Origin of the sequence: Streptomyces violascens, assembly GCF_014649955.1 — a bacterium.
In the GTDB taxonomy this organism is placed as follows: Bacteria; Actinomycetota; Actinomycetes; order Streptomycetales; family Streptomycetaceae; genus Streptomyces; species Streptomyces violascens.
In genome coordinates, this window is sequence record NZ_BMUA01000004.1 from 126,931 (window position 1) to 152,772 (window position 25,842).

The 25,842-nt window shown below is 71.3% G+C and carries 23 protein-coding genes; 11 read left to right on the top strand and 12 right to left on the bottom strand.

Annotation, left to right across the window (positions count from 1 at the left end; genetic code table 11):
- Positions 1-369 precede the first annotated feature (369 nt).
- Positions 370-3,204, top strand: coding sequence for a penicillin acylase family protein (locus IE206_RS11560; protein ID WP_189962023.1), 2,835 nt, complete (start codon positions 370-372; stop codon positions 3,202-3,204).
- Positions 3,205-3,222: 18 nt separating this feature from the next.
- Here the strand turns inward: IE206_RS11560 and IE206_RS11565 are convergent, their stop codons facing one another.
- Positions 3,223-4,536, bottom strand: a complete 1,314-nt coding sequence (locus tag IE206_RS11565) for a lipase family protein (protein ID WP_189962024.1) — start codon at positions 4,534-4,536, stop codon at positions 3,223-3,225.
- 114 nt (positions 4,537-4,650) lie between these two features.
- Positions 4,651-5,874, bottom strand: coding sequence for an exo-beta-N-acetylmuramidase NamZ family protein (locus tag IE206_RS11570; protein ID WP_189962317.1), 1,224 nt, complete (start codon positions 5,872-5,874; stop codon positions 4,651-4,653).
- 375 nt (positions 5,875-6,249) lie between these two features.
- Here IE206_RS11570 and IE206_RS11575 point away from each other — a divergent pair, with 375 nt between their 5' ends.
- The 3 genes from IE206_RS11575 (at position 6,250) to IE206_RS11585 (ending at position 9,342) form a co-directional block, all read left to right on the top strand.
- Positions 6,250-7,023 carry an SDR family oxidoreductase gene (locus IE206_RS11575; protein WP_189962025.1) on the top strand — a complete coding sequence of 258 codons (774 nt, stop codon included), beginning with the start codon at positions 6,250-6,252 and terminating at the stop codon, positions 7,021-7,023.
- Positions 7,020-8,672 (top strand): class I adenylate-forming enzyme family protein, encoded by a 1,653-nt coding sequence (locus tag IE206_RS11580; protein WP_189962026.1) that lies wholly within the window; start codon positions 7,020-7,022, stop codon positions 8,670-8,672. The genes IE206_RS11575 and IE206_RS11580 overlap by 4 nt, the downstream gene beginning before the upstream one ends.
- 73 nt (positions 8,673-8,745) lie before the next feature.
- A complete protein-coding gene (locus tag IE206_RS11585; protein WP_189962027.1) occupies positions 8,746-9,342 on the top strand; it encodes a TetR/AcrR family transcriptional regulator in 597 nt (198 codons plus the stop codon).
- Positions 9,343-9,361: 19 nt separating this feature from the next.
- On the opposite strand, the gene IE206_RS11590 is transcribed toward IE206_RS11585, so the two are convergent.
- The 6 genes from IE206_RS11590 to IE206_RS11615 form a co-directional block, all read right to left on the bottom strand.
- Entirely contained in the window at positions 9,362-10,576 is a 1,215-nt protein-coding gene (locus IE206_RS11590) for an acyl-CoA dehydrogenase family protein (RefSeq protein ID WP_189962028.1), read from the bottom strand.
- Positions 10,577-10,585: 9 nt separating this feature from the next.
- Positions 10,586-11,608 (bottom strand): phosphotransferase family protein, encoded by a 1,023-nt coding sequence (locus IE206_RS11595; protein ID WP_189962029.1) that lies wholly within the window; start codon positions 11,606-11,608, stop codon positions 10,586-10,588.
- A gap of 141 nt (positions 11,609-11,749) precedes the next feature.
- Complete coding sequence (locus IE206_RS11600; RefSeq protein ID WP_189962030.1) at positions 11,750-12,070, bottom strand: DUF202 domain-containing protein; 321 nt, start codon at positions 12,068-12,070, stop codon at positions 11,750-11,752.
- A complete protein-coding gene (locus IE206_RS11605) occupies positions 12,070-12,462 on the bottom strand; it encodes a YidH family protein (protein ID WP_100577397.1) in 393 nt (130 codons plus the stop codon). The genes IE206_RS11600 and IE206_RS11605 overlap by 1 nt, the downstream gene beginning before the upstream one ends.
- A gap of 25 nt (positions 12,463-12,487) precedes the next feature.
- A complete protein-coding gene (locus IE206_RS11610; protein WP_189962031.1) occupies positions 12,488-13,003 on the bottom strand; it encodes an NUDIX hydrolase in 516 nt (171 codons plus the stop codon).
- A gap of 49 nt (positions 13,004-13,052) precedes the next feature.
- Positions 13,053-13,949 carry a DMT family transporter gene (locus tag IE206_RS11615; RefSeq protein WP_189962032.1) on the bottom strand — a complete coding sequence of 299 codons (897 nt, stop codon included), beginning with the start codon at positions 13,947-13,949 and terminating at the stop codon, positions 13,053-13,055.
- Between the two features lie 166 nt (positions 13,950-14,115).
- Here IE206_RS11615 and IE206_RS11620 point away from each other — a divergent pair, with 166 nt between their 5' ends.
- Positions 14,116-15,771 (top strand): FAD-binding dehydrogenase, encoded by a 1,656-nt coding sequence (locus tag IE206_RS11620; protein WP_189962033.1) that lies wholly within the window; start codon positions 14,116-14,118, stop codon positions 15,769-15,771.
- Here IE206_RS11620 and IE206_RS11625 read toward each other — a convergent pair.
- A complete protein-coding gene (locus tag IE206_RS11625) occupies positions 15,768-16,229 on the bottom strand; it encodes an ASCH domain-containing protein (RefSeq protein ID WP_189962034.1) in 462 nt (153 codons plus the stop codon). The two genes, IE206_RS11620 and IE206_RS11625, sit on opposite strands and share 4 nt — an antisense overlap.
- Before the next feature lie 186 nt (positions 16,230-16,415).
- Here IE206_RS11625 and IE206_RS11630 point away from each other — a divergent pair, with 186 nt between their 5' ends.
- From IE206_RS11630 to IE206_RS11645, 4 genes are all read left to right on the top strand, one after another.
- The gene (locus tag IE206_RS11630; protein WP_189962035.1) at positions 16,416-17,366 is read left to right on the top strand and encodes a hypothetical protein; all 951 of its coding nucleotides are present in this window, start codon (positions 16,416-16,418) and stop codon (positions 17,364-17,366) included.
- A 74-nt stretch (positions 17,367-17,440) separates the two neighbouring features.
- Positions 17,441-19,033, top strand: a complete 1,593-nt coding sequence (locus IE206_RS11635) for an APC family permease (protein WP_189962036.1) — start codon at positions 17,441-17,443, stop codon at positions 19,031-19,033.
- A gap of 83 nt (positions 19,034-19,116) precedes the next feature.
- On the top strand, positions 19,117-19,848 hold the full coding sequence (locus IE206_RS11640) for a molybdopterin-dependent oxidoreductase (protein WP_226598752.1): 732 nt from the start codon (positions 19,117-19,119) through the stop codon (positions 19,846-19,848).
- A complete protein-coding gene (locus IE206_RS11645; protein WP_189962037.1) occupies positions 19,790-20,494 on the top strand; it encodes a cytochrome b/b6 domain-containing protein in 705 nt (234 codons plus the stop codon). The genes IE206_RS11640 and IE206_RS11645 overlap by 59 nt, the downstream gene beginning before the upstream one ends.
- Here the strand turns inward: IE206_RS11645 and IE206_RS11650 are convergent.
- Together IE206_RS11650 and IE206_RS11655 are read right to left on the bottom strand one after the other, a co-directional pair.
- On the bottom strand, positions 20,491-21,897 hold the full coding sequence (locus IE206_RS11650) for a GntT/GntP/DsdX family permease (RefSeq protein ID WP_189962038.1): 1,407 nt from the start codon (positions 21,895-21,897) through the stop codon (positions 20,491-20,493). The genes IE206_RS11645 and IE206_RS11650 overlap by 4 nt on opposite strands.
- Before the next feature lie 12 nt (positions 21,898-21,909).
- Positions 21,910-22,419: a gluconokinase gene (locus IE206_RS11655; RefSeq protein WP_189962039.1), complete on the bottom strand. Its 510-nt coding sequence runs from the start codon at positions 22,417-22,419 to the stop codon at positions 21,910-21,912.
- A gap of 178 nt (positions 22,420-22,597) precedes the next feature.
- Between IE206_RS11655 and IE206_RS11660 the strand changes: the two genes are divergently transcribed.
- Both IE206_RS11660 and IE206_RS11665 read left to right on the top strand, forming a co-directional pair.
- Entirely contained in the window at positions 22,598-23,299 is a 702-nt protein-coding gene (locus IE206_RS11660) for a FadR/GntR family transcriptional regulator (protein WP_189962040.1), read from the top strand.
- A gap of 230 nt (positions 23,300-23,529) precedes the next feature.
- Positions 23,530-24,987 carry an amino acid permease gene (locus IE206_RS11665; protein WP_189962041.1) on the top strand — a complete coding sequence of 486 codons (1,458 nt, stop codon included), beginning with the start codon at positions 23,530-23,532 and terminating at the stop codon, positions 24,985-24,987.
- Positions 24,988-25,051: 64 nt separating this feature from the next.
- Here the strand turns inward: IE206_RS11665 and IE206_RS11670 are convergent, their stop codons facing one another.
- Positions 25,052-25,759, bottom strand: coding sequence for a TetR/AcrR family transcriptional regulator (locus tag IE206_RS11670; protein WP_189962042.1), 708 nt, complete (start codon positions 25,757-25,759; stop codon positions 25,052-25,054).
- Between the last annotated feature and the right edge of the window lie 83 nt (positions 25,760-25,842).

The following is a 25,842-nucleotide window of genomic DNA, read 5'->3' on the forward strand; positions in this document are numbered from 1 at the left end:
CGACCTGCTGGAACGGCCGAAGAGGCCAGGCAGTGGCGCTGCCGGGGAAGTGCCGGGGCCGGCAATGGATCAGGTCCCGTCAGGCCCTCCGCCACATCCGGAATCCCTTCAACCGGCTTGGCCCCCATGGCCACTTGGGCACCAACGGCGCGGCCGGTATTCGCCCGTCCCACATAACCCTGCGAAGCCCGGAAGGAATACGCGTGCCGACGGAGGCCGAAAGGGTACAGCTGCCGGTGGTGTCCCGCCGTGATCGCGGAGCCGGTCGGGCGGGTGTGTGGGGATTCCGAGAAGGTGACGCATGTTCACCTTACGCTGCGGTGTTACCCCAAGTAGCCTCCCGCGCATCGGCCCCCACTAGGAGCGCGCATGCGACGACGCACCGCCAGGCTCACAACAGCCGGGAAACACAGCAGACTTCGACTCGTGACGGGCATCGGGCGCGGCAGAGCCGCCGCGTGCGCCGCCACCGTCATCGCCCTGTCCGCCGCCCTGCTCGGCCCCGCGGTCCCGGCCGGCGCGGCCGAGCCCGCGGACGGCGACCTCTGTCAGGGACAGTGCTCCGACATCCTGCCGCCCGGCGCCAACGGCAACGCCACCCTCGTCGAGATCCTCGGGAACAAGGTGTTCGGGACCCATCCCGCGCACAGCGACGACGAGCTCGGCAAGTACGACGCCCTGGTCGCCGGCCAGTCCTCGCTCACCGACGACAAGCTCAACAGCTTCTTCAACGACGCCTCCTTCGGCGTCCCGAACGGCCAAGTCGAGTCGACGACCTCACCCCGCTCCGACGTCACCATCACCCGCGACAAGGCGACGGGCGTGCCGCACATCAAGGGCACCACCCGGTACGGCACCGAGTACGGCGCCGGGTACGCGGCCGGGCAGGACCGGCTCTGGCTCATGGACCTCTTCCGCCACATCGGGCGCGGCGAGCTCACCTCCTTCGCGGGCGGCGCCCTCGCCAACCAGGGTCTTGAGCAGGAGTTCTGGCCACAGGCCCCGTACACCGAGGCCGATCTCCAGGCGCAGGTCGACCGTATCCGTACCGCCAACGGAGCCCGCGGCGAGCAGGCCATGGCCGATGCCCAGGCGTACGTCGACGGCATCAACGCCTATGCCAAGCAGTCCAAGGACGGCCGCTACTTCCCCGGCGAGTACGTGCTCACCGGCAAGATCGACTCCATTACGAACGTCGGGGAGATCCAGCCCTTCAAGCTCACCGACCTGATCGCGCTCGCCTCCGTGGTGGGCGGGCTCTTCGGTGGCGGTGGGGGCGGCGAGGTGCAGGCCGCGCTCTCGCTCCAGGCCGCGCAGGCCAAGTACGGCGTGGCCGAGGGCACCAAGGTCTGGGAGTCCTTCCGCGAGCGCAACGACCCCGAGTCCGTGCTCACCGTCCACGACGGCACCAGCTTCCCGTACGCGGGCAAGCCCGCCAACGCCCAGGGCACCGCGATGCCCGACCCCGGCACGGTCGTCCCCGAACAGCTCGTCTACGACCGCACCGGATCGGCGAACACCCATGCCAGGGCGGACGTGAAGGTTCCGCAGCGGCTCAAGCCGTTGAAGGGCATGTACGACAACGGCGCGCTGCCCGGCATCGACCTCGGCAAGCCGCGCGGCATGTCCAACGCCCTCGTGGTGTCCGGCTCGCACACCGCCGGCGGACACCCTGTAGCGGTGTTCGGCCCGCAAACCGGCTATTTCGCGCCACAGTTGCTGATGCTCCAGGAAATCCAGGGCCCCGGCATCAGCGCCCGTGGTGCCTCCTTCGCCGGAGTCGGCATGTATGTCCAGCTCGGCCGCGGCCAGGACTACGCGTGGTCGGCCACCTCGGCGGGCCAGGACATCATGGACACGTACGCCGTGGAGCTCTGCCAGGACGCCACCCACTATCTCTACCGGGGCGTGTGCACCCCGATGGAGAAGCTGGAGAAGACCAACTCCTGGAAGCCGACGGTCGCCGACACCACGGCGGCCGGTTCCTACCGGATGCAGGTCTGGCGCACCAACTACGGCATCGTCACCGCCCGCGCCACCGTCGGCGGCAAGCCCGTCGCGTACACCTCACTGCGCTCCACCTACCGGCACGACGCCGATTCGATCATCGGCTTCCAGATGATGAACGACCCCTCCTACGTCAAGGACGCCAAGACCTTCCAGGAGGCGGCCCAGCACGTCGACTACACCTTCAACTGGTTCTACGCGGACTCCCGCACCGCCGCCTACTACAACAGCGGCCTGAACCCGGTCCGCAACCCCGATGTCGACCCCTCGCTGCCCGTCAGGGCGGACCAGGCCTATGAGTGGCAGGGCTTCGACCCGGCCTCCAACACGGCGGCCTACACCCCGCCCGCCCAGCACCCCCAGTCGGTCGGCCAGGACTACTACGTCTCCTGGAACAACAAGCAGGCCAAGGACTACTCCACGGCCGGCTTCGGCGACGGCTCCGTGCACCGCGCCAACCTCCTCGACGACCGCGTGAAGGCGCTGGTCGCCCAGGGCGGCGTCACCCGCTCCTCGCTCACCCGCGCCATGGCCCAGGCCGCGGTCACCGACCTGCGCGGCGAGGACGTGCTGCCCGAACTCCTCAAGGTGCTGCGCAGCGCGCCGATCACTGATCCCCAACTGGCGACCGCCGTGCAGCAGCTGGAGGCCTGGCAGGCCGACGGCACCCAGCGCCGCGAGACCTCGCAGGGCTCGCACACCTACACCCACCCCGACGCGGTGCGCCTGATGGACGCCTGGTGGCCGCTGCTCGTCGAGGCCGAGTTCCGCCCCGGGCTCGGCGACCCGCTCTACAACGCCCTGACCGCAAACCTCGGCATCGACGAGGCACCCTCGGCCGGGCACGGCCCGACCGGCTCGCACGCCGGGTCCGCCTTCCAGTACGGCTGGTGGAGCTACGCCGACAAGGATCTGCGGAAGGTCCTCGGTGAGCCGGTGCAGGGGCCGCTGGCCCGCGCCTACTGCGGCGACGGCAAGCTCGACGCCTGCCGCGACAGCCTGCTCGGCACGCTCAAGCAGGCCGCCGCCAAGACCCCGGCGCAGGTCTACCCGGGCGATGCCGGCTGCGGAGCCGGCGACCAGTGGTGCGCCGACAGCATCGTGCAGCGCCCGCTCGGTGGCATCACCCAGTCCGCGGTCAACTGGCAGAACCGGCCGACCTACCAGCAGGTCGTCGAGTTCCCCAGCCATCGCTAGCGCGTGAACGGCCGCGGGTCAGGTCCTGCCGATCCGGCCCGCGGCCAGCACCACCTGGGCCAGCTCCTGGTGGCAGATGTCGCTGTGCGCACCCGAGGGCGGCCCGCCGTCCTTCACCACGGCGGCCGCGTCCACGCTGACGCAGCCCGAGTCCGGCACCCCGTCGCGCAGCGCCTCGGCCAGCGTGAGCGTGGTGCAGGGGCTGACGGCCTGGATGCCGTCGTGGCCGATCGCCCACCACCGCCTGTCGAGGCCGGGCAGCGCGCTCGCGTAGTCCCCGGACAGCGCGGACGCCAGCGGGTAGATGACGCCGAGCGCCGTGTCGAAGTGGGAGTAGCAGGAGACGACCGGGCCGTCGATCCGCCCCTGCGCGTCGCTCAGCGCCCCAGCCCCCGAGAGACCGTCGGGCAGGTGCTCGGCGAAGACGTAGTGCGAGAAGGCTCCTTCGAGCAGCGTCACCGACTTCAGATTGCGCGCGCCCGCGGGCAGCCCCTTGAGCGCGAACGCGACCACGCGCGCACCCTGACTGTGTCCGACGAGGTGTACGCGCAACTCGGGCCGCGCGGCGGCCAGTTGACCGATCAGTGGACCGAGTCCGAGCTGCCCCACCTTGCCCGCCCGGCGCTTCATCTCGTAGTAGGTCGTCTGGCGCAGCACTTCCTTCGCGCCGTCCCACAGGTGCTTGAGGGAGCCACCGATCGAGAACGAGGGCCCGGCCGGCCCCGGCTGCACGGCCATGCCGGTGTCGGCGAGCGCGGCCGTGAACTTCTGGCACAGCGGCAGGATGTCATCCGTAAGGATCGCGGGCGAGGCACCGGGCCCGTCCTCCACCGCCAGGTCGCCGACGGCTCCGGCCCCGCTCGTGGCGGCCGTAGTCACCAGCTGCCGGGTCAGCCGCCCGAAGTCGTTGAACGCGTCCTCGGAGTCTGGCTGCCCGGCGAGGTGGGCGGCGATTTGGTCGACGGTCGCGTCCTGGCCGGGGAAGAAGCCCTTGAGCGCCGATACGGTCGCGTCGTCGAGCCCGGGGCCGACGGCGGCCTCCGTGGCGTGCGGATAGTCGGGGATGGTCTCGTCGGTGAAGCGGATCGACGGCCAGATCACGCCGCCGTACCCGAGCCGCACCTGGGGCGAGCCCGCGAGCAGCGCGGGAAACGGCGCGAAGAACGCCTGGTACAGACTCCGGGCCGCCGACGGGGTGTTGTTCCAGCCGTGGCAGAACAGCACCAGGTCCGTGGCGTCCACGCCGGTCAGGGCCGTGCGCTCGGCGGGATTCGTGTCGCCGTCCGCGTCGAAGGTGATCTCCCGGTACGGCTCGACTCCGATGTCCGTCATGGTCCGACCTCCGGTCCGCTCGACGATGAGCGCCACCCATCGTCCCGCCGCACCGCGGAGCCGGCCATATGCGGGACAGCGGAGACCCGGCGACTTCGGCCCGGCCCACCCGTATCAGTCGTACATCAGGTAGGTCCGGCGTACGGTCCGGAACGCGGTCAGCCCCGGCTGCCAGGCGGCGACGATCTCGTCGGTTCCGGCGCCCGCGTCGACCATCGTGCGGACCAGGGCCGAGCCCGTGAGCTTGTCGATCCAGTGGTCCGGCCGCCAGGCGAAGCCGCGCCAGACCCGCTTGGCGGTGACGAGGAGGGCGATTCCGGTGCGTACGGGATCGAACGACTCCCGCTGGTGGACGTGGAGCTGTACGCCTCCGACGGTCTTCCCCTCGAACTTGGAGAACGTCGGAGCGAAGTAGGCCTCGCGGAACCGGACGCCGGGCAGGGCGAGTTCATTGAGCGCGGCGGCCCACTTGCCGTCGATCCCCTCCGCGCCGAGCAGCTCGAACGGCCGCGTCGTGCCGCGCCCCTCGGACAGGTTGGTGCCCTCGAAGAGGCAGGTGCCGGAGTAGACGAGAGCGGTGTCGGGGGTGGGCATGTTGGGGCTGGGCGGCACCCAGGGGAGTCGGGTGTCGTCGAAGAAGTCGGCTCGCCGCCACCCGGTCATCGTGACGGTGCTCAACTGCACTCTGCCGTTGAGGAATTGGGCGTTGAAGAGCCGGGCGAGCTCGGCGGCCGTCATGCCGTGCGCCTGCGCGATGGGCCGGCGCCCGACGAAGGTGGCGAACGCGGGGTCGAGGACCGGGCCGTACGCGGAGCGGCCGGTCACCGGGTTGGGCCGGTCCAGGACCACGAAGCGCTTGCCGGCGAGTGCGGCGGCCTCCATGCAGTCGTAGAGGGTCCAGATGTAGGTGTAGAAGCGCGCGCCGACGTCCTGGATGTCGAAGACGATCGTGTCCACGGCGGAGGCGGTGAAGATGTCGGCGAGGGGCTGTCCGCTCTTCGTGTACGTGTCGTACACGGGGAGCCCCGTCGCGGGGTCGGTGGAGCGGCCCTCGGAGCCGCCGGCCTGGGCGGTGCCGCGGAAGCCGTGCTCGGGGCCGAAGACGGCGGTCAGGCGTACGCGGGGGTCGGCGTGCATGACGTCCACGATGTGGCGTACGTCCTGGGTGATGCCGGTGGGGTTGGTGACGAGGCCGACGTTCTGGCCGGCGAGGGGGGCGTAGCCGTCGGCGGCGAGGCGGGCGAAGCCGGTGCGGAGCCGGGCTTCGGCGGGGAGAGGGAGGGGGAGGGGGGCCGTCGCGAGTGTGCCGGCGAGCAGGGTGCGTCTGGACAGGGTCATCCGTACACCTCCGGGTTCGGTACGGGCCGTCATGCCCAGCACGGTAGCGGGCGCCGGGTGCGCGCGAGGGCGGCCACGCCTGGGGCTCCGCCCCAGACCCCGATGCCCCCACCCCGCCCCTTCCCGAAACCCGCCGGGGGTTGGGAAAGGGGTGAAGCCGGGTTCCTGGGGCTGCGCCCCAGCCCCCGTTCGCGCCCGAACGGCGCTCGTCCTCAAACTCCCCCAAGGCCTCACGGGCCAGGGGGGACCCCCATGACAGGCTGAAATGCTCCGGTGCGGGCCGGGGCGCGGCCCCAGGAGGGTGGGGCCTTCCCAGGGGACATACCGACTGGTTAGTCTGTCGGGGCATTCGGCACCACAGAGAGGCGGGTCTCCATGAGCACGGGACAGGCGGTCCAGGGCGCCGCAGTGGTCGTCACCGGCGCAGGCGGCGGCATAGGCGCCGCCCTCGCGCGCAGATTCGCGGCGGAGGGCGCCCGCGTCGTCGTCAACGACCTGGACGCGGACAAGGCCCGTAAGACCGCCGAGGAGATCGGTGCCATCGCCGTCCCGGGGGACGCCTCCACCGTCGTCGGCCCCGCCCGCGACGCCCTCGGCGGCGCCATCGACATCTACTGCGCCAACGCGGGCCTGGGATCCGGCGGTTCGGAGGCCGCCCCCGAGGACGTATGGGCCGCGGCCTGGGACGTCAACGTGATGGCCCACGTCAGGGCCGCCCGCGAGCTGCTGCCCGAATGGCTGGAGCGTGGCGCGGGGCGGTTCGTGTCCACCGTCTCCGCCGCCGGGCTGCTCACCATGATCGGCGCGGCGCCCTACAGCGTCACCAAGCACGGTGCGCTCGCCTTCGCCGAGTGGCTTTCGCTGACCTACCGCCACCGCGGCATCCAGGTCCACGCGATCTGCCCGCAGGGCGTGCGCACCGACATGCTGGACGCCACCGGATCCGCCGGCGACCTCGTGCTCAAGCCCACCGCGATCGAGCCCGACGAAGTGGCCGACGCCCTCTTCGGCGCCATGGCCGACGGACGCTTTCTCGTGCTGCCCCACCCCGAGGTCGCCGATTACTACACGGCCCGCGCCGCCACCCCCGACCGCTGGCTGACCGGCATGAACCACCTTCAGCAGAAGTGGGAGACGAGCGCCGAATGACCTCGATCTACGCGGCCAAGCCCTGGCTGGCCCAGCTCAGCGATGCCCAGCGGGCGGACATCACCCCGCCCGAGACCGTGCTGCACTCCTTCCGCGCCGCCGTCGCCCGCGCCCCCGAACGCACCGCGCTCGCCTACTTCGACGGCCGCCTGAGCTACGCCGAGACCGACGCGCTCTCCGACTCCGTGGCCGGCCACCTCGCCGCCCGGGGCCTGGTCCGCGGCGACCGCGTCGCGCTCATGCTGCAGAACACCCCGCACTTCGTGATCGCCCTGCTCGGCGCGTGGAAGGCCGGGGCCACCGTCGTCCCGCTCAACCCCATGTACAAGTCGGGCGAGGTCGCGCACGTACTCAAGGACTCCGACGCCGCCGCGCTGATCTGCTCCGACCGCGCCTGGGAGGACTATCTGCGCGACACCGCCGCCGCCTCCCCGGTCCGCATCGTCCTCACCGCCTGCGAGCTCGATCTTCAGACGGAGAACGACCAGAGGGTGCTCGGGTTCGAGCGGTCTGCCGTGCCCGGCGACACCGATGACCTCGTCGGCGTTGCCCGGCAGGGGCTCGGCGCTCCCTCAGGGCGGGAACTCTCCGGCGGTGACACGGCGTTGATCAGTTATACGTCCGGCACCAGTGGCACCCCCAAAGGCGCGATGAACACCCATCGCGGCATCACCTACAACGCGGAGAGGCAGCGCACCGGACATCCGATAGCAGAAGGCTCGGGCTACTTCGCGCTCGCGCCGCTCTTCCACATCACCGGCATGGTCTGCGAACTCGCCGCCTGCATCGCCAACGCGGGCACCCTGATCCTGGCCTACCGCTTCCACCCGGGTGTCGTCCTCGACGCCTTTGCCGAACACCGCCCCGCCTACACGGTCGGACCCTCCACGGCCTTCATGGCGCTCGCGGCCACCCCCGGCGTCACCCGGGAGCACTTCGCGTCCTTCGAGGTCATCTCGTCGGGCGGCGCACCCCTGCCGCCCGCGCTGGTCGAGAAGTTCCGCGAGGGCTTCGGTCCGTACATCCGCAACGGCTACGGACTGACCGAGTGCACCGCCCCCTGTGCCTCGGTGCCGCCCGAGAAGGAAGCGCCGGTCGACCCGGTCTCCGGGACGCTCTCGGTCGGCGTGCCCGGGCCCGAGACGGTGGTGCGGATCGTCGACCTCGAAGGCAACGAGGTGCCCTTCGGCGAGCAGGGCGAGATCCTGGTGCGCGGGCCGCAGGTCGTGCCCGGCTACTGGCGCCGCCCCGACGCCACCGCCGAGGCGTTCCCCGACGGCGAGCTGCGTACCGGCGACATCGGCTTCATGGACCGCGACGGCTGGCTCTACGTGGTCGACCGCATGAAGGACATGATCAACGCGTCCGGGTTCAAGGTGTGGCCGCGCGAGGTCGAGGACGTCCTCTACACCCACCCGGCGGTCCGCGAGGCGGCCGTCGTGGGCATCCCCGACGCGTACCGGGGAGAGAGCGTCAAGGCGTACGTCAGTCTGCGCCCGGGCGCCGAGGCCGACCCGGCCGAGCTCGCCGCGTACTGCAAGGAGCGGCTCGCCGCCTACAAGTACCCGCGCGAGGTCGAGATCCTGGCGGAGCTTCCCAAGACCACGAGTGGGAAGATCCTCAGGCGGGAACTGCGCACCCAGGCGTAGCGCCCGGCACACACGACCAGCACGGCACGACCAGCTCACAGCTTCGCGCACGTACGAGAGAAAGGTGGCGGCGATGGCCAAGGCGACGGACACAAGCGGCACCACCCCCGTCCCCCAGCGGCTGCTCGCCGCCGCCACCCGCCTCTTCGCGGAGAACGGCTACGACCGCACCTCGGTGCAGGAGATCGTGGAGGCGGCGGGCGTCACCAAGGGCGCGCTCTACCACTACTTCGGCTCCAAGGAGGACCTCCTCCAGGAGGTGTACGCCCGGGTGCTGCGGCTCCAGCAGGAGCGGCTCGACGCGTTCGCCGACGCGGACGAGCCCATCGAGCAGCGGCTGCGCGAGGCGGCCGCCGACGTGGTGGTGACCACCATCGACAACCTCGACGACGCGGCGATCTTCTTCCGCTCCATGCACCACCTGAGCCCGGAGAAGAACAAGCAGGTCCGGGCCGAGCGCCGCCGCTACCACGAGCGGTTCCGCGCGCTCATCGAAGAGGGGCAGGCCGCCGGGGTGTTCTCCACCGCGACCCCGGCCGACCTGGTGGTGGACTACCACTTCGGCTCGGTCCACCACCTGTCCACCTGGTACCGCCCGGACGGCCCGCTCACCGAGCAGCAGGTCGCCGATCACCTCGCCGACCTGCTGCTGCGCGCGCTGCGTCCCTGAACCCCGAACCGCCCGGCCCTTACAGGTACTTCTTCAGCTCGCGGCGGGCCAGCGAGCGCTGGTGCACCTCGTCCGGGCCGTCCGCGAGCCTCAACGTCCTGGCCGCCGCCCAGAGTTCGGCCAGCGGGAAGTCCTGGCCGACGCCGCCCGCTCCGTGCAGCTGGACCGCGTTGTCGATGATGCCGACGACCGTGCGCGGGGTGGCGATCTTGATGGCCTGGATCTCGGTGTGTGCCCCGCGGTTGCCCACGGTGTCCATCAGCCAGGCCGTCTTCAGGACGAGCAGCCTGAGCTGCTCGACCGCGACGCGGGCGTCCGCGATCCACTCCTGGACCACGCCCTGCTGGGCGATGGGCTTGCCGAACGCGGTACGGGACACGGCCCTTCGGCACATCAGCTCGATGGCCCGCTCGGCCATGCCGATCAGCCGCATGCAGTGGTGGATCCGGCCGGGCCCGAGCCGCGCCTGGGCGATGGCGAAGCCGCCGCCGGCCTCGCCGACCAGATTGCTCGCGGGCACCCGGGCGCCGTGGAAGACGACCTCTGCGTGACCGCCGTGGGAGTGGTCCTCGTAGCCGTACACCTGCATGGCGCGGCGGATCTCGACGCCCGGGGTGTCGCGGGGGACCAGGACCATCGACTGCTGGCGGCGCACGTCGGCGTTGGCGGGGTCGGTCTTGCCCATCACGATGAAGATCTTGCAGTCCGGGTTCATGGCGCCGGAGATGTACCACTTGCGGCCGGTGATGACGTACTCGTCGCCGTCGCGCTCGATCCGGGTCTCGATGTTGGTGGCGTCCGAGGAGGCCACCTCGGGCTCGGTCATCGCGAACGCCGAGCGGATCTCCCCGGCGAGCAGCGGCTCAAGCCACTGCTTCTTCTGCTCGTCCGAGCCGAACTGGGCGAGCACCTCCATGTTCCCGGTGTCCGGGGCCGCGCAGTTGAGGGCGGTCGGCGCCAGGTGCGGGGAGCGGCCGGTGATCTCGGCCAGCGGGGCGTACTGGAGATTGGTGAGCCCCGCGCCGTACTCCGCGTCGGGAAGGAACAGGTTCCACAGGCCCTGCCGGCGCGCCTCGGCCTTGAGGTCCTGCACCACCTGAGGGGTGTCCCACGGGGATGCGAGCCGGGCGCGCTGCTCTTCGGCGACGGCCTCGGCGGGGTGGACGTACTCGTCCATGAAGGCGAGGAGCCTGGTCCGCAGTTCTTCGGTGCGGGCGTCGAATGCGAAGTCCATGAGGGGCGTTCAGCCTTCCTGAAGGGTGGTGAGGCCGTGCTCGATGAAGACCGGGACGAGCTCGCCGATGCGGTCGAAGCCGGCGCCCACGGTCTGGCCGAGGGTGTAGCGGTAGTGGATGCCTTCGAGGATCACGGCGAGCTTGAACCAGGCGAACGCCGTGTACCAGGAGATGGCGGAGGTGTCGCGGCCGGAGCGGGCCGCATAGCGTTCGATCAGCTCGGCGGGGGAGGGGTGGCCGGCCGCGCCGGCGGTGGTGGAGACCGGAGAGTTCGGGACTTCCAGTTGCGCGCTGTACATCGCCAGCAGGCCGAGGTCGGTCAACGGGTCGCCCAGCGTGGACATCTCCCAGTCAAGGACCGCCTTGATCCGGTCGTCGTCGCCGATCAGCACGTTGTCGAGGCGGTAGTCGCCGTGGACGACGGTCGGGGCGGGCGATACGGGAAGGTCACGGCCGAGCGCCGCGTGCAGCTCGTCGATGCCGGCCAGGTCGCGGTTGCGGGAGGCGTCGAGCTGCTTGCCCCAGCGGCGGAGCTGCCGGTCGAGGAAGCCCTCGGGCCGCCCGAAGTCGCCGAGCCCGACGGCCTCGGGGTCCACCGCGTGCAGCTCGACGAGCGTGTCGACCAGCGCGAGCACGGCCGCCCGGGTCCGCTCGGCGCCGAGCGGCGCGAGCTGTTCGGCGGTGCGGTACGGCGTCCCGGCCACGTACTCCATGACGTAGAACGGCGAGCCGAGCACCGACTCGTCCTCGCAGAGCAGCACCGGTTCGGGCACCGGGACGGCCGTGGGGTACAGGGCGCTGATCACCCGGTGTTCGCGCTTCATGTCGTGCGCGGTGGCGAGTACGTGGCCAAGGGGTGGCCGCCGCACGACCCACTGGCCGGCCCCGTCCGTGACGACGTACGTCAGATTCGAGCGGCCCCCCTCGATCAGCCGGGCCCTGAGCGGTCCGCTCACCAGACCCGGCCGCACGCGGTCGAGGTGGGCCCGCAGCTGATCCGGGTCGAGGCCTGGCGGGGGGACTGTGCTCATGTTCGGCACCTCCGGACGGGGGTCGGGGCATGCTGTCCGGAGACACGCTACCGACCAGTCGGTATGCCGTCCAGGGCGGGCCGCGAATTACGGCGTATCCAAGGGAGGGATGCGGGTCCCGGAAGAGCCCGGAGGCCGGTTTCAGAACAGCATGGCGACGGCGAAGCAGGCCAGGGCCACCGTGCAGGCGGCCGTGGCGACCGCGGCGCGCACCCCGAGAACCCGGGGCCGCCCGGCGCCGCTCAGGGCCTGGATGCGGCGGTGCGCGACGGCCAGGAACCCGAGCCACACCAGCCCGCTGAGCGTCAGTGCGAGGATCCCGAGCGGTGAACTCCCTCGGTGCACCGCCTGTTTGGCGGCGAGCACGGCGGCCACTGTGCAGGACAGCGTGGTACGCCGCCAGGCGAGCCGGGTCCGCTCCGGCTGGAGCCCCGGGTCGCGGGCGGGCACCGGCGAGGGCATCAGCCGGCCCAGCCGAAGACGACGACCACCACCATCACCACGGCGACCACCGCGACGGCGAGGCTCAGGAGCGTGGGGAACCGCGACACCGGCAGGTCCTCGCCGCGCCGCATGGCCCGCTCGCAGCGCACCCAGTGGTTCACCGCCCGCAGCGCGCAGAGCACGCCCGCGGCGAGCAGCGCGAGGGCGAGCGCGACCCGGACGCCCCAGCGCAGGTCGGGCAGGAACTGGTCGACCGCGAAACCGCCCCCGACCAGCGCGAGCGAGGTCCTGATCCAGGCCAGGAAGGTGCGCTCGTTGGCGAGCGAGAACCGGTAGTCGGGGGTCTCGCCCTCCTCGCCGATGCGCTGGGGCGCGAACCACAGCCGCAGGGTCTGCACGATCGTGATCACCCGCCGCACCCTACCCGGCACCCCCTCAGGACAGGTCGATGCCCGAAGCGCGCAGCCGCCGCCAGGCCGCGAGGCCGTCCGGCACCCACTCCCAGGCCCCGATCCGGCGCTCCAGTTCGGCGAGCGGCAGGAAGTCGTGCCAGGCGACCTCCTCCACCTGCGGATTCACCGGGAGCTCGCAGCGGACCTCGTACACGGCCGACCACCAGCTCTGCTCGCCGTTCTCGTAGAGGAACTTGAACAGCGGCACGGGCTGCGGAAGACCACAGACGCCGAGCTCCTCCTCGGCCTCGCGCAGCGCCGCGCCGTCGTACGACTCGCCCGCGCCGACCACCCCGCCGACGAACATGTCGTACAGGGAGGGGAAGACGAGCTTCTCCGGCGTGCGGCGGTGCACGAAGATCCGGCCCGCCGCGTCTGTGGCCAGGATGAACACGCAGCGGTGCCGCAGGTTCCGGGCGTAGGCGTCGGCGCGCCGGGCCTGCCCGATCACGGTGTCCTGCTCGTCGACGATGTCCAGGATTTCGTCAGCCGGATTCATGGGGTCATGAAATCACCGGCCCATGGCCTCTCGGTACGAGAGCCGCGCCTCAGTGCGGCTGGAGGTCGCGGGCCTCCTCCTGCGGCGCCGTCCCCGACGGCATCGCCGGGTGAAGACCGAGCAGCACGATCCCCGCCACGATCGCGGCGAGCCCGGCCGCCTCCCAGGCCAGCGCGCCCGCGTCGGTACGCAGCCGGTCCCCGAGGAAGCCGACGCCGCAGGCGATCCCGGCGAGCGGCTGGGCGGCCGTCAGGGCGGGCAGCGACATCCGCAGCGGGGCCGTCTCGAAGGCACTCTGGACCAGGACCAGGCCGGTCACCCCGAGCGCGATCACCCCGTACGGCTGCCAGCTCGTCATCAGCTCCGGCCAGCCGCCGCCCGAAAGGCGCTGGCCGCTGATCCGGGTCAGCGCGTCCTGGAGGCCGTACAGCAGGCCCGCTGCGATGGCGAGCATCACCGGGGCCGCGACGCTCAGCCGGTCGTGTTTGGCGAGGCCCGCCAGCATCAGCGCGATCCCGACCACCAGGCCCACGATCAGCCAGTGCCGCAGCGCCCCCGCCTCCGAGACGCCGCCGTGCGGCTGACCCGCCACGATGAACGCGGTCACCCCGCCCGCGAGCAGCGCGAGCCCCGCCCAGCCCTGGCGGCCCAGCGGCTGACGGGTCCAGAGTCTGGACAGCCACATCGCGAAGAAAAGGTTGGTCGCCACCAGCGGCTCGACCAGGGACACCTGGCCCCAGCCCAGCGCGAGGGCGCTGAGCACCATGCCCGCCACCATCAGGCCTATCCCGGCCAGCCAGCGCGGCATCCGCACCAGGTCGAGCAGCAGCCGCGGCGACATGAAGTCGCCGATCGGGGCGCGCTGCGCCGCGTTCTGCTGCAGCACGAAGCCCGAGCCCAGACAACACGCTGCGCTCACGGCGAGGACGAGGACCAGAACCGACACGACGTACACCTCAAGTACGGCCGGGGGGAGCCGACTTGGCCGACGATAGCGCCCCGGGGGCGCTGATGCCTCCCGGGTGCCCGCAGCCGGGCGGTTGACGCCGGGTGACGGCCCGCCGAAGATCTGACGCACGGGTAACTTGGCGGACGAGCGGAGTGACGGGCCCATGGCGTACGACGCCGATGTGATCGTGGTCGGGGCGGGACTCGCGGGCCTGGTGGCCACGGCCGAGCTGGCGGACGCCGGCAAGAAGGTGATCCTGCTCGACCAGGAGCCCGAGCAGTCGCTCGGCGGTCAGGCCCACTGGTCCTTCGGCGGGCTCTTCCTCGTGGACTCGCCCGAGCAGCGTCGCATGCGGATCAAGGACAGCCGGGCGCTCGCGCTGCAGGACTGGTACGGCACGGCGGGCTTCGACCGGGACGAGGACCACTGGCCGCGCAAGTGGGCGGAGGCCTACGTCGACTTCGCGTCCGGCGAGAAGCGGGCGTGGCTGCACGCCCGGGGAGTCCGGTTCTTCCCCGTGGTGGGCTGGGCCGAACGGGGTGGTTACGACGCCAACGGGCATGGCAACTCCGTTCCCCGCTTCCACATCACCTGGGGCACCGGGCCGGGCATCGTGGCCCCGTTCGAGCGGAGGGTGCGGGAGGCCGCCGCCCGGGGGCTTGTCCAGTTCGCGTTCCGGCACCGGGTCACCGGCCTCGGACGCACCGCCGGGGCCGTGGACACCGTGACCGGCGAGATCCTGGAGCCGTCCGGCGCCGGGCGCGGGACCGCGTCCACCCGGACCGTGACCGGTTCCTTCGAGCTTACGGCGCAGGCGGTCGTCGTGACCAGCGGCGGCATCGGAGGCAACCACGACCTCGTGAGGTCACAGTGGCCCCAGCGGCTCGGCACCCCGCCCGAGCACATGCTCTCCGGTGTGCCCGCCCATGTGGACGGCCTCATGCTCGGCATCGCGGAGGAGGCCGGCGCCCACCACATCAACCGCGACCGGATGTGGCACTACACCGAGGGCATCCAGAACTGGAACCCGATCTGGGCCCGGCACGGCATCCGCATCCTGCCCGGCCCCTCCTCGCTCTGGCTGGACGCGCGCGGCAACCGGCTGCCCGTGCCGCTCTTCCCCGGGTTCGACACCCTGGGCACGCTCGACCACATCATGAAGACCGGCCACGACTACACGTGGTTCGTGCTCGACCAGAAGATCATCGGCAAGGAGTTCGCGCTCTCGGGCTCCGAGCAGAACCCCGACCTCACCGGCAAGTCCGTACGGGGCGTCATCGGGCGGGCGCGGGCCGACGTGCCGGGTCCGGTGAGGGCGTTCATGGACCACGGCGCCGACTTCGTCGTCGAGAAGGACCTGGCCTCGCTGGTGCGCGGCATGAACGTGCTCACCAAGGAACCCCTGATCGACGAGGCCGCGCTGCGCCGCGAGATCGTGGCCCGCGACCGGGAGATCGCCAACCCCTTCACCAAGGACCTCCAGGTCACCGCCATCCGGGGGGCGCGCAACTACCTCGGCGACAAGCTCATCCGCACCGCGACCCCGCACCGCATCCTCGACCCGAAGGCGGGCCCGCTGATCGCGGTCAAGCTCCACATCCTGACCCGCAAGTCGCTCGGCGGCCTGGAGACCGACCTCTCCTCCCGCGTGCTCACCGCGGGCGGCGAACCCCTTCCGGGCGTGTACGCGGCGGGGGAGGCGGCCGGCTTCGGCGGCGGAGGCGTCCACGGCTACCGCTCCCTGGAGGGCACGTTCCTGGGCGGCTGCATCTTCTCGGGCCGGGCGGCGGGAAGGGCGGCGGCGAAGGCGGTGTCCTAGGGCCTGCCCGGGGTGCCTTGGGGCCCGCCCGGTGAGCCCACCCGCTCCACCAGCCGGAACCGGGTGGCGATGACCGGGGTCTCGTCGGTGACCTCGAACGACGGGTCGCCGACGGCCTCCAGCATCTCGGGGCTGCGCCAGAACGTCTCGTGGTTGGCGCGCCACCCGGCCAGGGTCTCGTCCCCCTCGCCCTCGTCGATCGCGTGCTGGAGGTCGACCTCGGCCAGCGGCAGGACCCGTACGTCGGTCACCTCGATCACGGCGACCGTCTCGCCCGCCGAGTCGATGAGGCGGCTGCGTTCGCCGACGTACGGCAGTGGATCGCCCGCGTGCTCGTAGTCGGCGAGCAGCCCGGTCGTCGAGGTCTTCGCGCCGCTGAGCACCGCCGACACCAGCTGGTCACGCAGGGGACCCGGAAAGGCCAACAGGAATTCGGGCAGGGACTGTTGTTCACTCATGGGCTCAGCCTATGGCGGTCGCCGGGGCCCAACTCCCTTGAGTGGGGCTCACGTTCACTGATCATTCAAGGGCCGAACGGCCTTGACGCGGAGCATCGCCTACCGCTTTGCTGTCGGCGACCATCGCGCACGTGTTCAGCGTTCACATGCATGCACGAGCGCCATCGCCTCACAGGAAGTACGCGGATGTCCCCGCCTCCGCCCCCGCTCGGCCGCCCCCGCCGATGGGGCAACCGGTCGTTCGACGCGGCCCTCGACGACACCGAACTCGCCACGGTCCGGGACCAGTTGGCGCAGGGGCGGTGGACCAGGGTCCGCTCGCTGCTCGGGGCGACCGGCGACGACTGGGACCGCCGCGGCCACCGCCTCACCGTGCTCGCCGAACCCGCCACCAGCGCCGTCTGGGCCCGCGAGTGGCTGCTCGCCGAACCCGACAGCGCGGATGCCGCGGCCCTGTTCGCCTGCGCCAGCGTCCAGAAGTGTCTGCGCGGCAAGGAGTCAGAGGACCGCGCCCGCCAGGCCTGCCTGACCGCGGCCGGGCGCGCCCCGGCCGACCCCACCCCCTGGCTCGCGCTGCTCGCGCTGGCCCGCGCGCTCGGCACCGAGGACGAGACGGTGCGGGCCTTCGAGGAGGTGCGCGCCCGCCACCCCGAACACCACCACGCCCACCACCTGATGGCCGCCCGCCTGGCGGAGCGTCGCCCCGGCGAGGGCCCCGACCCGCTCCACGAGGTGTACGACTTCGCCACCTCCGAGGCCGCCCGGGCCCCCGCCGACTCCCCGCTCGCCCTGCTCCCGCTGATCGCCCATGCCGAGCGCTACCGGGTGCTCGCCGCGGCCGGGGGCAGGCCCGGCGACCCCGCCGCGTCCGGGCACTGGACCGGCCGCCGGGCCGGCCAGGTGATCAGGACCGCGTTCGACTGGTGGCTGGAGTGGGAGCGCGAGGACCACCCCAGGGCCGGCATCGACCTCAACTTCCTCGCCCACGCTAAGCATTGCGAGGGCCGCACCGCCGAGGCCGCCGCCCTGTTCCACCGCATCGGTCGCCACATCACCCCCGCGCCCTGGTCGTACCCCAATCGCGACCCGTACCGCGCCTTCCACGCCGCGCGCAGCGCAGCGCTGGGTTCCGTGTAGCGCGCGGACCCGGCCCGCGTCGTGGCCGCACCCCCGTCCTGTTCCGAAGGCAGTACCGAAAGGGCAGACCCCGCATGCCGAGCCAGACCAGCGATACCGAGATCAGCACGTACAAGGGGCAGGACCGGGCGCTGCGCGCCGACCGCCTCGGCACCCCGGGACTGCTCCTCTCGGTCCTCGCGGCGAGCGCGCCCCTGATGGTCGTGGCCGGGGTGATGCCGACCGCGTTCGCGGCGATGGGCGTCGTCGGACAACCGCTGCTCTTCCTGATCCTCGGCGCGGTCCTCGCCCTGTTCAGCGTCGGGTACGCCGAGATGAGCCGCCATGTGCACAACGCGGGCGCGTTCTACGCGTACATCGCGCGCGGCCTCGGCCCGACCGCGGGCGCCGCGGCGTCCTACGTGGCGCTCGCCGCGTACAGCGCGCTCCAGGTCGGCATCTACGGCATGTTCGGCTTCGAGGTGTCCGGGCTGCTCGACACCCACCTCCACGTGAGCATCGACTGGTGGGTGCCCGCACTGCTCGCGGTCGCCCTCGTCGGCGCGCTGGCCTGGCTGAAGATCGACCTCAACGCCAAGGTGCTCGGGGTGCTCCTGGTCCTGGAGGTCGTGATGGTCGTCGCCTTCGACGGCGCGGCCGTGGCGAAACCGGCCGCCGATGTGCTCTCGCTGCACGCCTTCAACCCGCACAGCCTGAGCGGCGGCAGTGTCGGCATCGCCCTGTGCTTCTGCATCGCCGCGTTCACCGGCTTCGAGCAGGCCCCGGTGTACGCCGAGGAGACCAGCCGCCCGCACGTGGTCGTCAAGCGCGTCATGTTCCTCGCGGTCGGCTTCGTGGCCCTCTTCTTCGCGCTCAGCTCCTGGGCGCTCACGCTGGCGACGGGCCCGGGCGACATCATCGACTCCGCGCAGAAGCAGGGCCCGGGGCTGCTGTTCGCGCTGGCCGACAAGAACCTCGGCGGCACGTTCACCGACGTCCTCCACGTCCTGTTCGTGACCGGCATGTTCGCGGCGCTGCTCAGCTTCCACAACGTGGTCGCCCGGTACGTGTTCGCCATGGGCCGCGAGGGGCTGCTGCCCGCCGGCTTCGGCCGCACCAGCCGCGCCAGCGGCGCCCCGGCGGGCGGCTCGCTGCTCCAGAGCGTGATCTCGGTGGTGGTCGTCGCGGCCTTCGCGCTCACCGACCACTGGCCGGCCGGCGACCCGACCGCCCCCGTCATGCACCTGTTCACCTGGATGGGCAACGTCGGCGCGCTCGGCGTGATCCTCCTGATGGCCGCCGCCTCGCTCGCCGTGATCGTCTTCTTCGTACGCCGGGGAGCGGCCGGGGCCCAGCTGTGGCGGCTGCTCGCCGCGGGCGCCGCGGGCATCGCGCTGCTCGGCATCGCCGCGTACACCGTCAAGCAGTTCCATGTGCTGGTCGGCGCGGGGCCGGACGACGCGCTCAACTGGGTGCTGCCCGGGATCATCGTCCTCGCGCTGGTGGCGGGCCTGGGCTACGGCCTGGTGCTGCGGGCGCGCAAGCCCGAGGTGCACGCCCGGATCGGCCTCGGCAACGAGGCCTTCCAGCTGGAGCGGACGGCCCTCGCCGAGCGCGGCGCCCGGGGCACGGTGCCGGGCAGCCGCCGGCCCGAGGAGAGCGAGTCGGGACGCGCCGCCGAGCTGTGAGCCGCCTTCGGGAATTCTGACGGAACGGTGACGGACGGCCGGGATTCCTGGCGGGACCGGCCCCCTGGTGTTCGAATCGTCGCGTGACACCAGAACCAACCCCTCCGCCCGCGCGTGGTGCGCCCGTCGGGCGCCGGCTCGTGCTCGGCATGCTCGGCCTCGGCGTGGCCGGGGTCGCCTCGGCGCGCTACGTCCAGGGCGGCCTGGAGTCGTTCCTCGGCGCCGCCGCCGACAAGGACCCCACCGGACTCACCGGTCTGCTGCCCAACGGCGGCGGCTTCCGCTACTACTCGGTCACCTCCTCCGTGCCCGACAGGAGCGCCGCCGACTACCGGCTCACCGTCGACGGCCTGGTCACCAGGCCCGCCACGTACACACTCGACACACTGCGCGCGATGCCGCAGACCCGCCTGGTGCGCGATGTGCAGTGCGTGACGGGATGGCGGGTGCCGGGTACGCCCTTCGCCGGGGTGCAGTTGTCGCGGCTCCTGGACGCGGCCGGGGTGCGGCCGGGCGCCGGAGCGGTCCGCTTCACCTGCTTCGACGGCGCGTACAGCGAGAGCCTCACTCTCGAACAGGCGCGCCGCGACGACGTGTTGATCGCCCTGAGCATGCAGGACAAGCCGGTCAGCCACGCCCACGGCGGGCCGGTCCGCCTGTATGTGGCGCCCATGTACTTCTACAAGTCGGCGAAATGGCTGTCCGGGATCACCGTGACGGAAAAAGTCGAGCGGGGATACTGGGAGGAGCGAGGTTATGACACCGACGCCTGGGTCGGCCGGTCCAATGGACGCGAAGACACCCCCACCTCCTGAACTCCCTTACACAGTAAGGCGGTTCACGGCGGGGGAGCGGTGGGTGCACCGGGCCACGGCCTGGCTGATGGGCGCCTGCGTGGTGACGGCGGCGATCCTCTACATCCCGCAGCTCGCCGAGGCCGTCGGCCGCCGCGAGCTGGTGGTGCGGGTGCACGAGATCTGCGGGGTGCTCCTTCCCGCGCCGGTCCTGCTCGGCCTCGCCTCACGGGCGTTCCGCGCGGACCTCGGCCGCCTCAACCGTTTCTTCCCGTACGACAGGACCTGGCTGCGCACCGCGCTGCGCCGGGAGCGGGAGCCGCGTCCGGCCGGGAAGTTCAACGCGGGGCAGAAGGTGTACGCGGGCTGGATCGCGGGGGCCGCCCTGGTGATGCTGGGGACGGGGCTGCTGATGTGGTTCACACACCTGGCGCCCATCGAGGTGCGGATCGGGTCCACGTTCGTGCACGACTGGCTCTCCCTTGCCGTCGGCATCGTCGTCATCGGGCATGTGTGGATGGCGTTCGGCGACCCGGAGGCACGCCGTGGCATGCGCACCGGGTCGGTCGAACGGCCCTGGGCGAAACGCGAACACCCTTTGTGGGAGCCGGAGCCGGAGTCGGACGAGGATGCGGACCGGCTCGACCCGGAGTCGAGCCGGAGCTAGACGACGAGTGAGAGCAGCAGGACGAAGCCGAGTGCCACCACGGAGATGATCGTCTCCATCACCGACCAGGTCTTGACCGTCTGGCCGACGTTCATTCCGAAGTACTCCTTGACCAGCCAGAACCCGGCGTCGTTGACGTGGCTGAAGAAGAGCGAGCCGGCCCCGACGGCGAGCACGAGCAGGGCGGCGTGCGCGGTCGACATGTCGGCCGCGAGCGGTGCCACCAGGCCCGCCGCGGAGATCGTCGCCACCGTCGCGGAGCCCGTCGCGAGCCGGATCGCCACCGCGATCAACCAGGCGAGCAGCAGCGACGGAATCGCCCAGTCCTTGGAGAGGTCCAGGATCATCTGGCCGACGCCCACGTCGATCAGCGTCTGCTTGAAGCCGCCGCCCGCGCCCACGATGAGCAGGATGCCCGCGATGGGAGCCAGGGACTTCTCGACGGTCGTCGAGATCCGCTCCTTGGTGAACCCGGCCGCCCGGCCCAGGGTGAAGATGCCGACCAGGACGGCCGCGAGCAGCGCGATCAGCGGCGAGCCGATGACGTCGGTGACCCGCTGGACGTGGTTCTTCGGGTCGTCGACCACGATGTCGACCAGCGCCTTGGCCAGCATCAGGACGACCGGAAGGAGCACGGTGGCGAGGGTCGCGCCGAAGCTCGGCCGCCTCTCCAGATCCTCCGAGGGCCGGGTCGGCACCATCTTGTCCGGGGCCGGGATGTCGACCCAGCGGGCCGCGTACCTGGAGAACAGCGGGCCCGCGATGATCACCGTGGGAACGGCGACGACGACACCGAGCGCCAGCGTCACGCCGAGGTTGGCGCCGATCGCGTCGATGGCGACGAGCGGCCCCGGGTGCGGCGGGATCAGGCCGTGCATCACGGACAGACCGGCGAGGGCCGGAATGCCGATCCGCATCAGGGAGTAGTTGCCGCGCTTGGCGACGAGCAGCACCACGGGGATCAGCAGCACGATGCCGACCTCGAAGAACAGCGGAAGCCCGATGATCGAGGCGATGGCCACCATCGCCCAGGGCATCGCCCGCCCGCCGGACTTCCCGGCCCTGGCCAGGATGGTGTCGACGATCTGGTCCGCGCCGCCGGAGTCGGCGAGCAGCCTGCCGAGGATGGCGCCGAGCGCGATCAGTACGCCGACGCCGGCGACCGTGCTGCCGAGGCCGCCGCTGAAACTGGCGATCGCCTTGTCGAGCGGGGCGCCCGCGAAGGCGCCGAGCGCCAGCGATCCGATGGTCAGGGCCAGGAAGGCGTGCAGCTTGAACCTGGTGATGAGCAGGACGATGACGGCGATGCCCGCGAGTACGGCAATGCCCAGCTGGGTGTTGCCGGCCGAGGTGATCGGCTGCGTGGCGCCCGCTGCCAGGAACTCGACGCTGAGTCTGGTCACGGTGGGGATTCCTTAGATGGTGAGCGGTCGCAGCGCGGCGGCGGCCCGCTCCGCGATGTCCTCGGGGGTGCCGGACACGTCGACGGCGACGCCCGCCTCGTCCGGGCCGAGCGGCTGGAGCGTGGCGTACTGCGAGTCGAGCAGCGCGACCGGCATGAAGTGCTCCTTGCGCTCGGCCATCCGCTGCTCGATGAGCGCGCGGTCGCCGGTCAGGTGCAGGAAGACGAGGCCGGGGGCGGCCGCCCGCAGCCGGTCGCGGTAGCTGCGCTTGAGCGCGGAGCTGGAGACGACCCCGCCGAGCCCGGCCCGGCGGTGCGCCCACGCGCCGATCGCGTCGAGCCAGGGCCGGCGGTCCTCGTCGTCCAGCGGGATGCCGGCTGACATCTTGGCGACGTTCGCCGCGGGGTGGAAGTCGTCGCCCTCGGCGTAGGGGACGCCGAGCCGTGCTGCGACCAGCGGCCCGATGGTCGTCTTGCCGGTTCCGGCAACGCCCATCACGACGACGGTCAGGGGGGAGTTCATGCGGGTGGTGCCTCGCTGTCTTCGTCGACATCGATGTCCGTCGCGCACACTCAAACCCATTAGGTACGACATATTCAAGAGGTCGTGATTTAAAAGTCATACTTTTGAGGCCGTGATGTCGGCCCGTGGGCCTCGATTGCGGCCCGAAGCCGTCAATGAGGGCCCGTACGCTTGGGCCATGACGACTCAGGCCCGGGGGCTCCACACGCATGTGCTCGACAGCCTGGGTCTGGCGATCACCGCGGGCGAGTACCCGCCGGGCAGCGTGCTGCGCACCGACGAGCTGGCCCAGCGCTTCGACGTCTCGCGCACGGTGGTCCGCGAAGTGGTCCGCGTCCTCGAATCGATGGACCTGGTCGAGTCCCGGCGCCGGGTCGGCGTGAGGGTGAAGCCGGCCGAGCAGTGGAACGTGTACGACCCGCAGGTCATCCGGTGGCGGCTCGCCGGCGCCGACCGGCCGCGCCAGCTGCGCTCGCTCACCGTGCTGCGCTCCGCCGTGGAGCCGGTCGCCGCCGGGCTCGCCGCCCTCAGGGCAACGCCCGCCCAGTGCGCCGACCTCACCGAGCAGGCCCTCGGCATGGTCGCCACCTCGCGCGGGCGTCAGCTGGAGGCGTACCTCGTGCACGACGTCGCCTTCCACCGGATCGTGCTCAACGCGTCCGGCAACGAGATGTTCGCCCGGCTCGGCGACGTGGTGGCCGAGGTCCTCACCGGCCGCACCCACCACCAGGTGATGTTCCCCGATCCGGACCCGGCGGCCGTCACTTTGCATGTGCGGGTGGCCGAGGCGGTCCGCGAGCGGGACGCCGCGGAGGCCGAGCGACTGACCCGCGAGATCGCGGTGGGCGCCCTCCAGGAACTGGACGTCCTCGCACCATAGGTACCCTAGGCAACAAAAACCGCTCAGCGGATACCTTTTAGTTACCTCTGAAACACCTCAAATCTGTCTCTACGTGACATTGGACACTGCCAAACTGTGCCGACAGCCGGGACTATGGGCCGCTGGTCCGTGCCAAGGTGACGTCTAGTCCCTGCCAAGGTGACGACCTGCATCACCGGTACGGCCGGTCCCGCACGACCGCATGACCCCTCACAAAGGCGAACTACTCCATGAGTGACCGCACCATGCCTGCGGCCGAGACCCAGGATGCCCCCGCGGGGGCATCGACGGGCACCCCCCACATCGACGCCGGTGATGCCGGTTACAGCAAGGACCTCAAGTCCCGCCACATCAACATGATCGCCATCGGCGGCGCGATAGGCACCGGCCTCTTCCTCGGTGCCGGCGGCCGGATGGCGGGCGCGGGCCCCTCGCTCGCGATCGCCTACGCGGTCTGCGGCGTCTTCGCCTTCTTCGTCGTACGGGCGCTGGGTGAGCTCGTGCTCTACCGCCCCTCGTCGGGCGCCTTCGTCTCCTACGCCCGAGAGTTCATGGGCGAGAAGGGCGCCTACACGGCGGGCTGGCTCTACTTCCTGAACTGGTCGACCACCGCCGTCGCCGACATCACCGCGGCCGCGACCTACGCCCACTTCTGGGCCATGTTCAGCGACATCCCGCAGTGGCTCTGCGCGCTCGTGGCGCTCGCGGTCGTCCTCACGGCCAACCTCATCTCGGTGAAGTACTTCGGCGAGATGGAGTTCTGGTTCGCGATCATCAAGGTCGTCGCCCTCGTCGCGTTCATGCTGGTCGGCATCTACCTCGTGGTCACCCAGCACGACGTGGACGGCGCCACGCCGGGCCTCGCCAACATCACCAGCCACGGCGGCATCTTCCCGATGGGCATGCTGCCCATGCTGCTCGTCATCCAGGGTGTCGTCTTCGCGTACGCCTCGGTCGAGCTGTGCGGCGTGGCCGCCGGTGAGACGGAGAACCCGCAGAAGATCCTGCCCAAGGCGATCAACTCGATCATGTGGCGCGTCGGCATCTTCTACGTCGGCTCGGTCGTGCTGCTCGCGCTGCTGCTTCCGTACACCGAGTACTCCGAGAACCAGAGCCCCTTCGTCACCGTCCTCGACAAGATCGGGGTGCCGGGTGCGGCCGGCGTGATGAACCTGGTGGTCCTCACCGCGGCCCTCTCCAGCCTCAACTCGGGCCTGTACTCGACCGGGCGCATCCTGCGCTCGATGTCGCTCGCGGGCTCCGCGCCCAAGTTCGTCGGCGTCATGAACAAGGGCAAGGTCCCCTACGGCGGCGTGCTGTTCACCGCCTTCTTCGGTGTCCTCGGCGTCGCCCTGAACGGCTTCGTGCCCGACGACGCCTTCGAGATCGTGCTGAACTTCGCCTCCATCGGCATCCTCGGCACCTGGGCGATGATCATGATCTGCTCGCTGCTGTTCTGGCGCCGCGCGCAGGAGGGCCGCCTGCAGCGCCCCTCCTACCAGCTGCCCTGGGCTCCGTACACGCAGATCGTGACGCTGGTCTTCCTCGCGTCCGTGGCGTTCCTGATGTGGTACGGCGGGGGCGTCGGCCGCACCACGATCTACTGCCTCCCGATCATCGCGGCCCTGCTCGTCGGCGGCTGGTACCTGGTCCGCAAGCGGGTCGGCGCGGTCGCCTCGGGCAAGTAGCACCGGCTCAAGCGCATCGAGAGGGCGGCACCCCCGGTCACGGGGGTGCCGCCCTCTTTCGTACTCAGGCCCGGACGTGCTGCAGGCGGGACGCGGCCGCCGCGAGCATCATCTCCAGGGCCGCCGGATAGGCGCTGCGGCCCATCTCCGCCACCAGCGTCGGCGCGGTCGCGGCCACATGCGGATGGGTGTCCGCCGGAAGCCGCGCGTACCGCTCCCGCCAGGCCCGCTCCTCCAGATTCCGGGACTCCTTGGGCAGCGTGAGCACGGCCGCGTCAAGGGCCGCGAACGACAGGGCCTGGTCGACGAACACGTGGTAGATCCGCACCGCCTCGGCGTCCGGGAACCCGGCCTCGCGCAGAATCCCGAGGATCGTCTCCACCGACCGCATCTCGTGCACCCGCCCGGTCACCCGCGTGCAGGTCAGCAGCGCCGCCTGCGGATGGGCCTGGTAGTCGGCGTGGATCCGCAGCCCGAGCGAGCGCAGGTCGGCCCGCCACTCACCGGTCGGCCGCCAGACCTTCAGGGTGCGGCCGATCAGCTCGTCCGCCACCGCGAGCAGCAGATCGTCGGTGTCGTGAAAGTAGCGGTAGAGCGCGCTGGGATCCGCGCCGAGCGCCGTGCCGAGCCGGCGCACGGTCAGCGCCGCCGCCCCGTGCTCCCCGATCAGCCGCAGCGCCGTCTCGACGATCAGCTCCCCGGACAGGACCGTGCCCCGCTTGGTGGGCCGGCGCCGCCGACGCTCCCCGTCCGGTACGACTCGCTCGCTCATGGGCCGCACCCTACGAAGCGCCGCGCTTTATGACAACAGCGTTGACGCACCGGCTTCACCCGGAGTTCGATGTGCCGCCATCG

Excerpts from the sequence above, each read along its gene's own strand:
- IE206_RS11580 (WP_189962026.1), top strand. The coding sequence starts at position 7,020 with ATGACCTCGATCTACGCGGCCAAGCCCTGGCTGGCCCAGCTCAGCGAT.
- IE206_RS11590 (WP_189962028.1), bottom strand. The coding sequence starts at position 10,576 with ATGGACTTCGCATTCGACGCCCGCACCGAAGAACTGCGGACCAGGCTC.
- IE206_RS11670 (WP_189962042.1), bottom strand. The coding sequence starts at position 25,759 with ATGAGCGAGCGAGTCGTACCGGACGGGGAGCGTCGGCGGCGCCGGCCC.
- IE206_RS11660 (WP_189962040.1), top strand. The coding sequence starts at position 22,598 with ATGACGACTCAGGCCCGGGGGCTCCACACGCATGTGCTCGACAGCCTG.
- IE206_RS11595 (WP_189962029.1), bottom strand. The coding sequence starts at position 11,608 with ATGAGCACAGTCCCCCCGCCAGGCCTCGACCCGGATCAGCTGCGGGCC.
- IE206_RS11625 (WP_189962034.1), bottom strand. The coding sequence starts at position 16,229 with ATGAGTGAACAACAGTCCCTGCCCGAATTCCTGTTGGCCTTTCCGGGT.
- IE206_RS11610 (WP_189962031.1), bottom strand. The coding sequence starts at position 13,003 with ATGAATCCGGCTGACGAAATCCTGGACATCGTCGACGAGCAGGACACC.
- IE206_RS11630 (WP_189962035.1), top strand. The coding sequence starts at position 16,416 with ATGTCCCCGCCTCCGCCCCCGCTCGGCCGCCCCCGCCGATGGGGCAAC.
- IE206_RS11575 (WP_189962025.1), top strand. The coding sequence starts at position 6,250 with ATGAGCACGGGACAGGCGGTCCAGGGCGCCGCAGTGGTCGTCACCGGC.
- IE206_RS11665 (WP_189962041.1), top strand. The coding sequence starts at position 23,530 with ATGAGTGACCGCACCATGCCTGCGGCCGAGACCCAGGATGCCCCCGCG.
- IE206_RS11570 (WP_189962317.1), bottom strand. The coding sequence starts at position 5,874 with ATGACCCTGTCCAGACGCACCCTGCTCGCCGGCACACTCGCGACGGCC.
- IE206_RS11620 (WP_189962033.1), top strand. The coding sequence starts at position 14,116 with ATGGCGTACGACGCCGATGTGATCGTGGTCGGGGCGGGACTCGCGGGC.
- IE206_RS11655 (WP_189962039.1), bottom strand. The coding sequence starts at position 22,419 with ATGAACTCCCCCCTGACCGTCGTCGTGATGGGCGTTGCCGGAACCGGC.
- IE206_RS11585 (WP_189962027.1), top strand. The coding sequence starts at position 8,746 with ATGGCCAAGGCGACGGACACAAGCGGCACCACCCCCGTCCCCCAGCGG.
- IE206_RS11600 (WP_189962030.1), bottom strand. The coding sequence starts at position 12,070 with ATGCCCTCGCCGGTGCCCGCCCGCGACCCGGGGCTCCAGCCGGAGCGG.
- IE206_RS11645 (WP_189962037.1), top strand. The coding sequence starts at position 19,790 with ATGACACCGACGCCTGGGTCGGCCGGTCCAATGGACGCGAAGACACCC.
- IE206_RS11635 (WP_189962036.1), top strand. The coding sequence starts at position 17,441 with ATGCCGAGCCAGACCAGCGATACCGAGATCAGCACGTACAAGGGGCAG.
- IE206_RS11565 (WP_189962024.1), bottom strand. The coding sequence starts at position 4,536 with ATGACGGACATCGGAGTCGAGCCGTACCGGGAGATCACCTTCGACGCG.
- IE206_RS11560 (WP_189962023.1), top strand. The coding sequence starts at position 370 with ATGCGACGACGCACCGCCAGGCTCACAACAGCCGGGAAACACAGCAGA.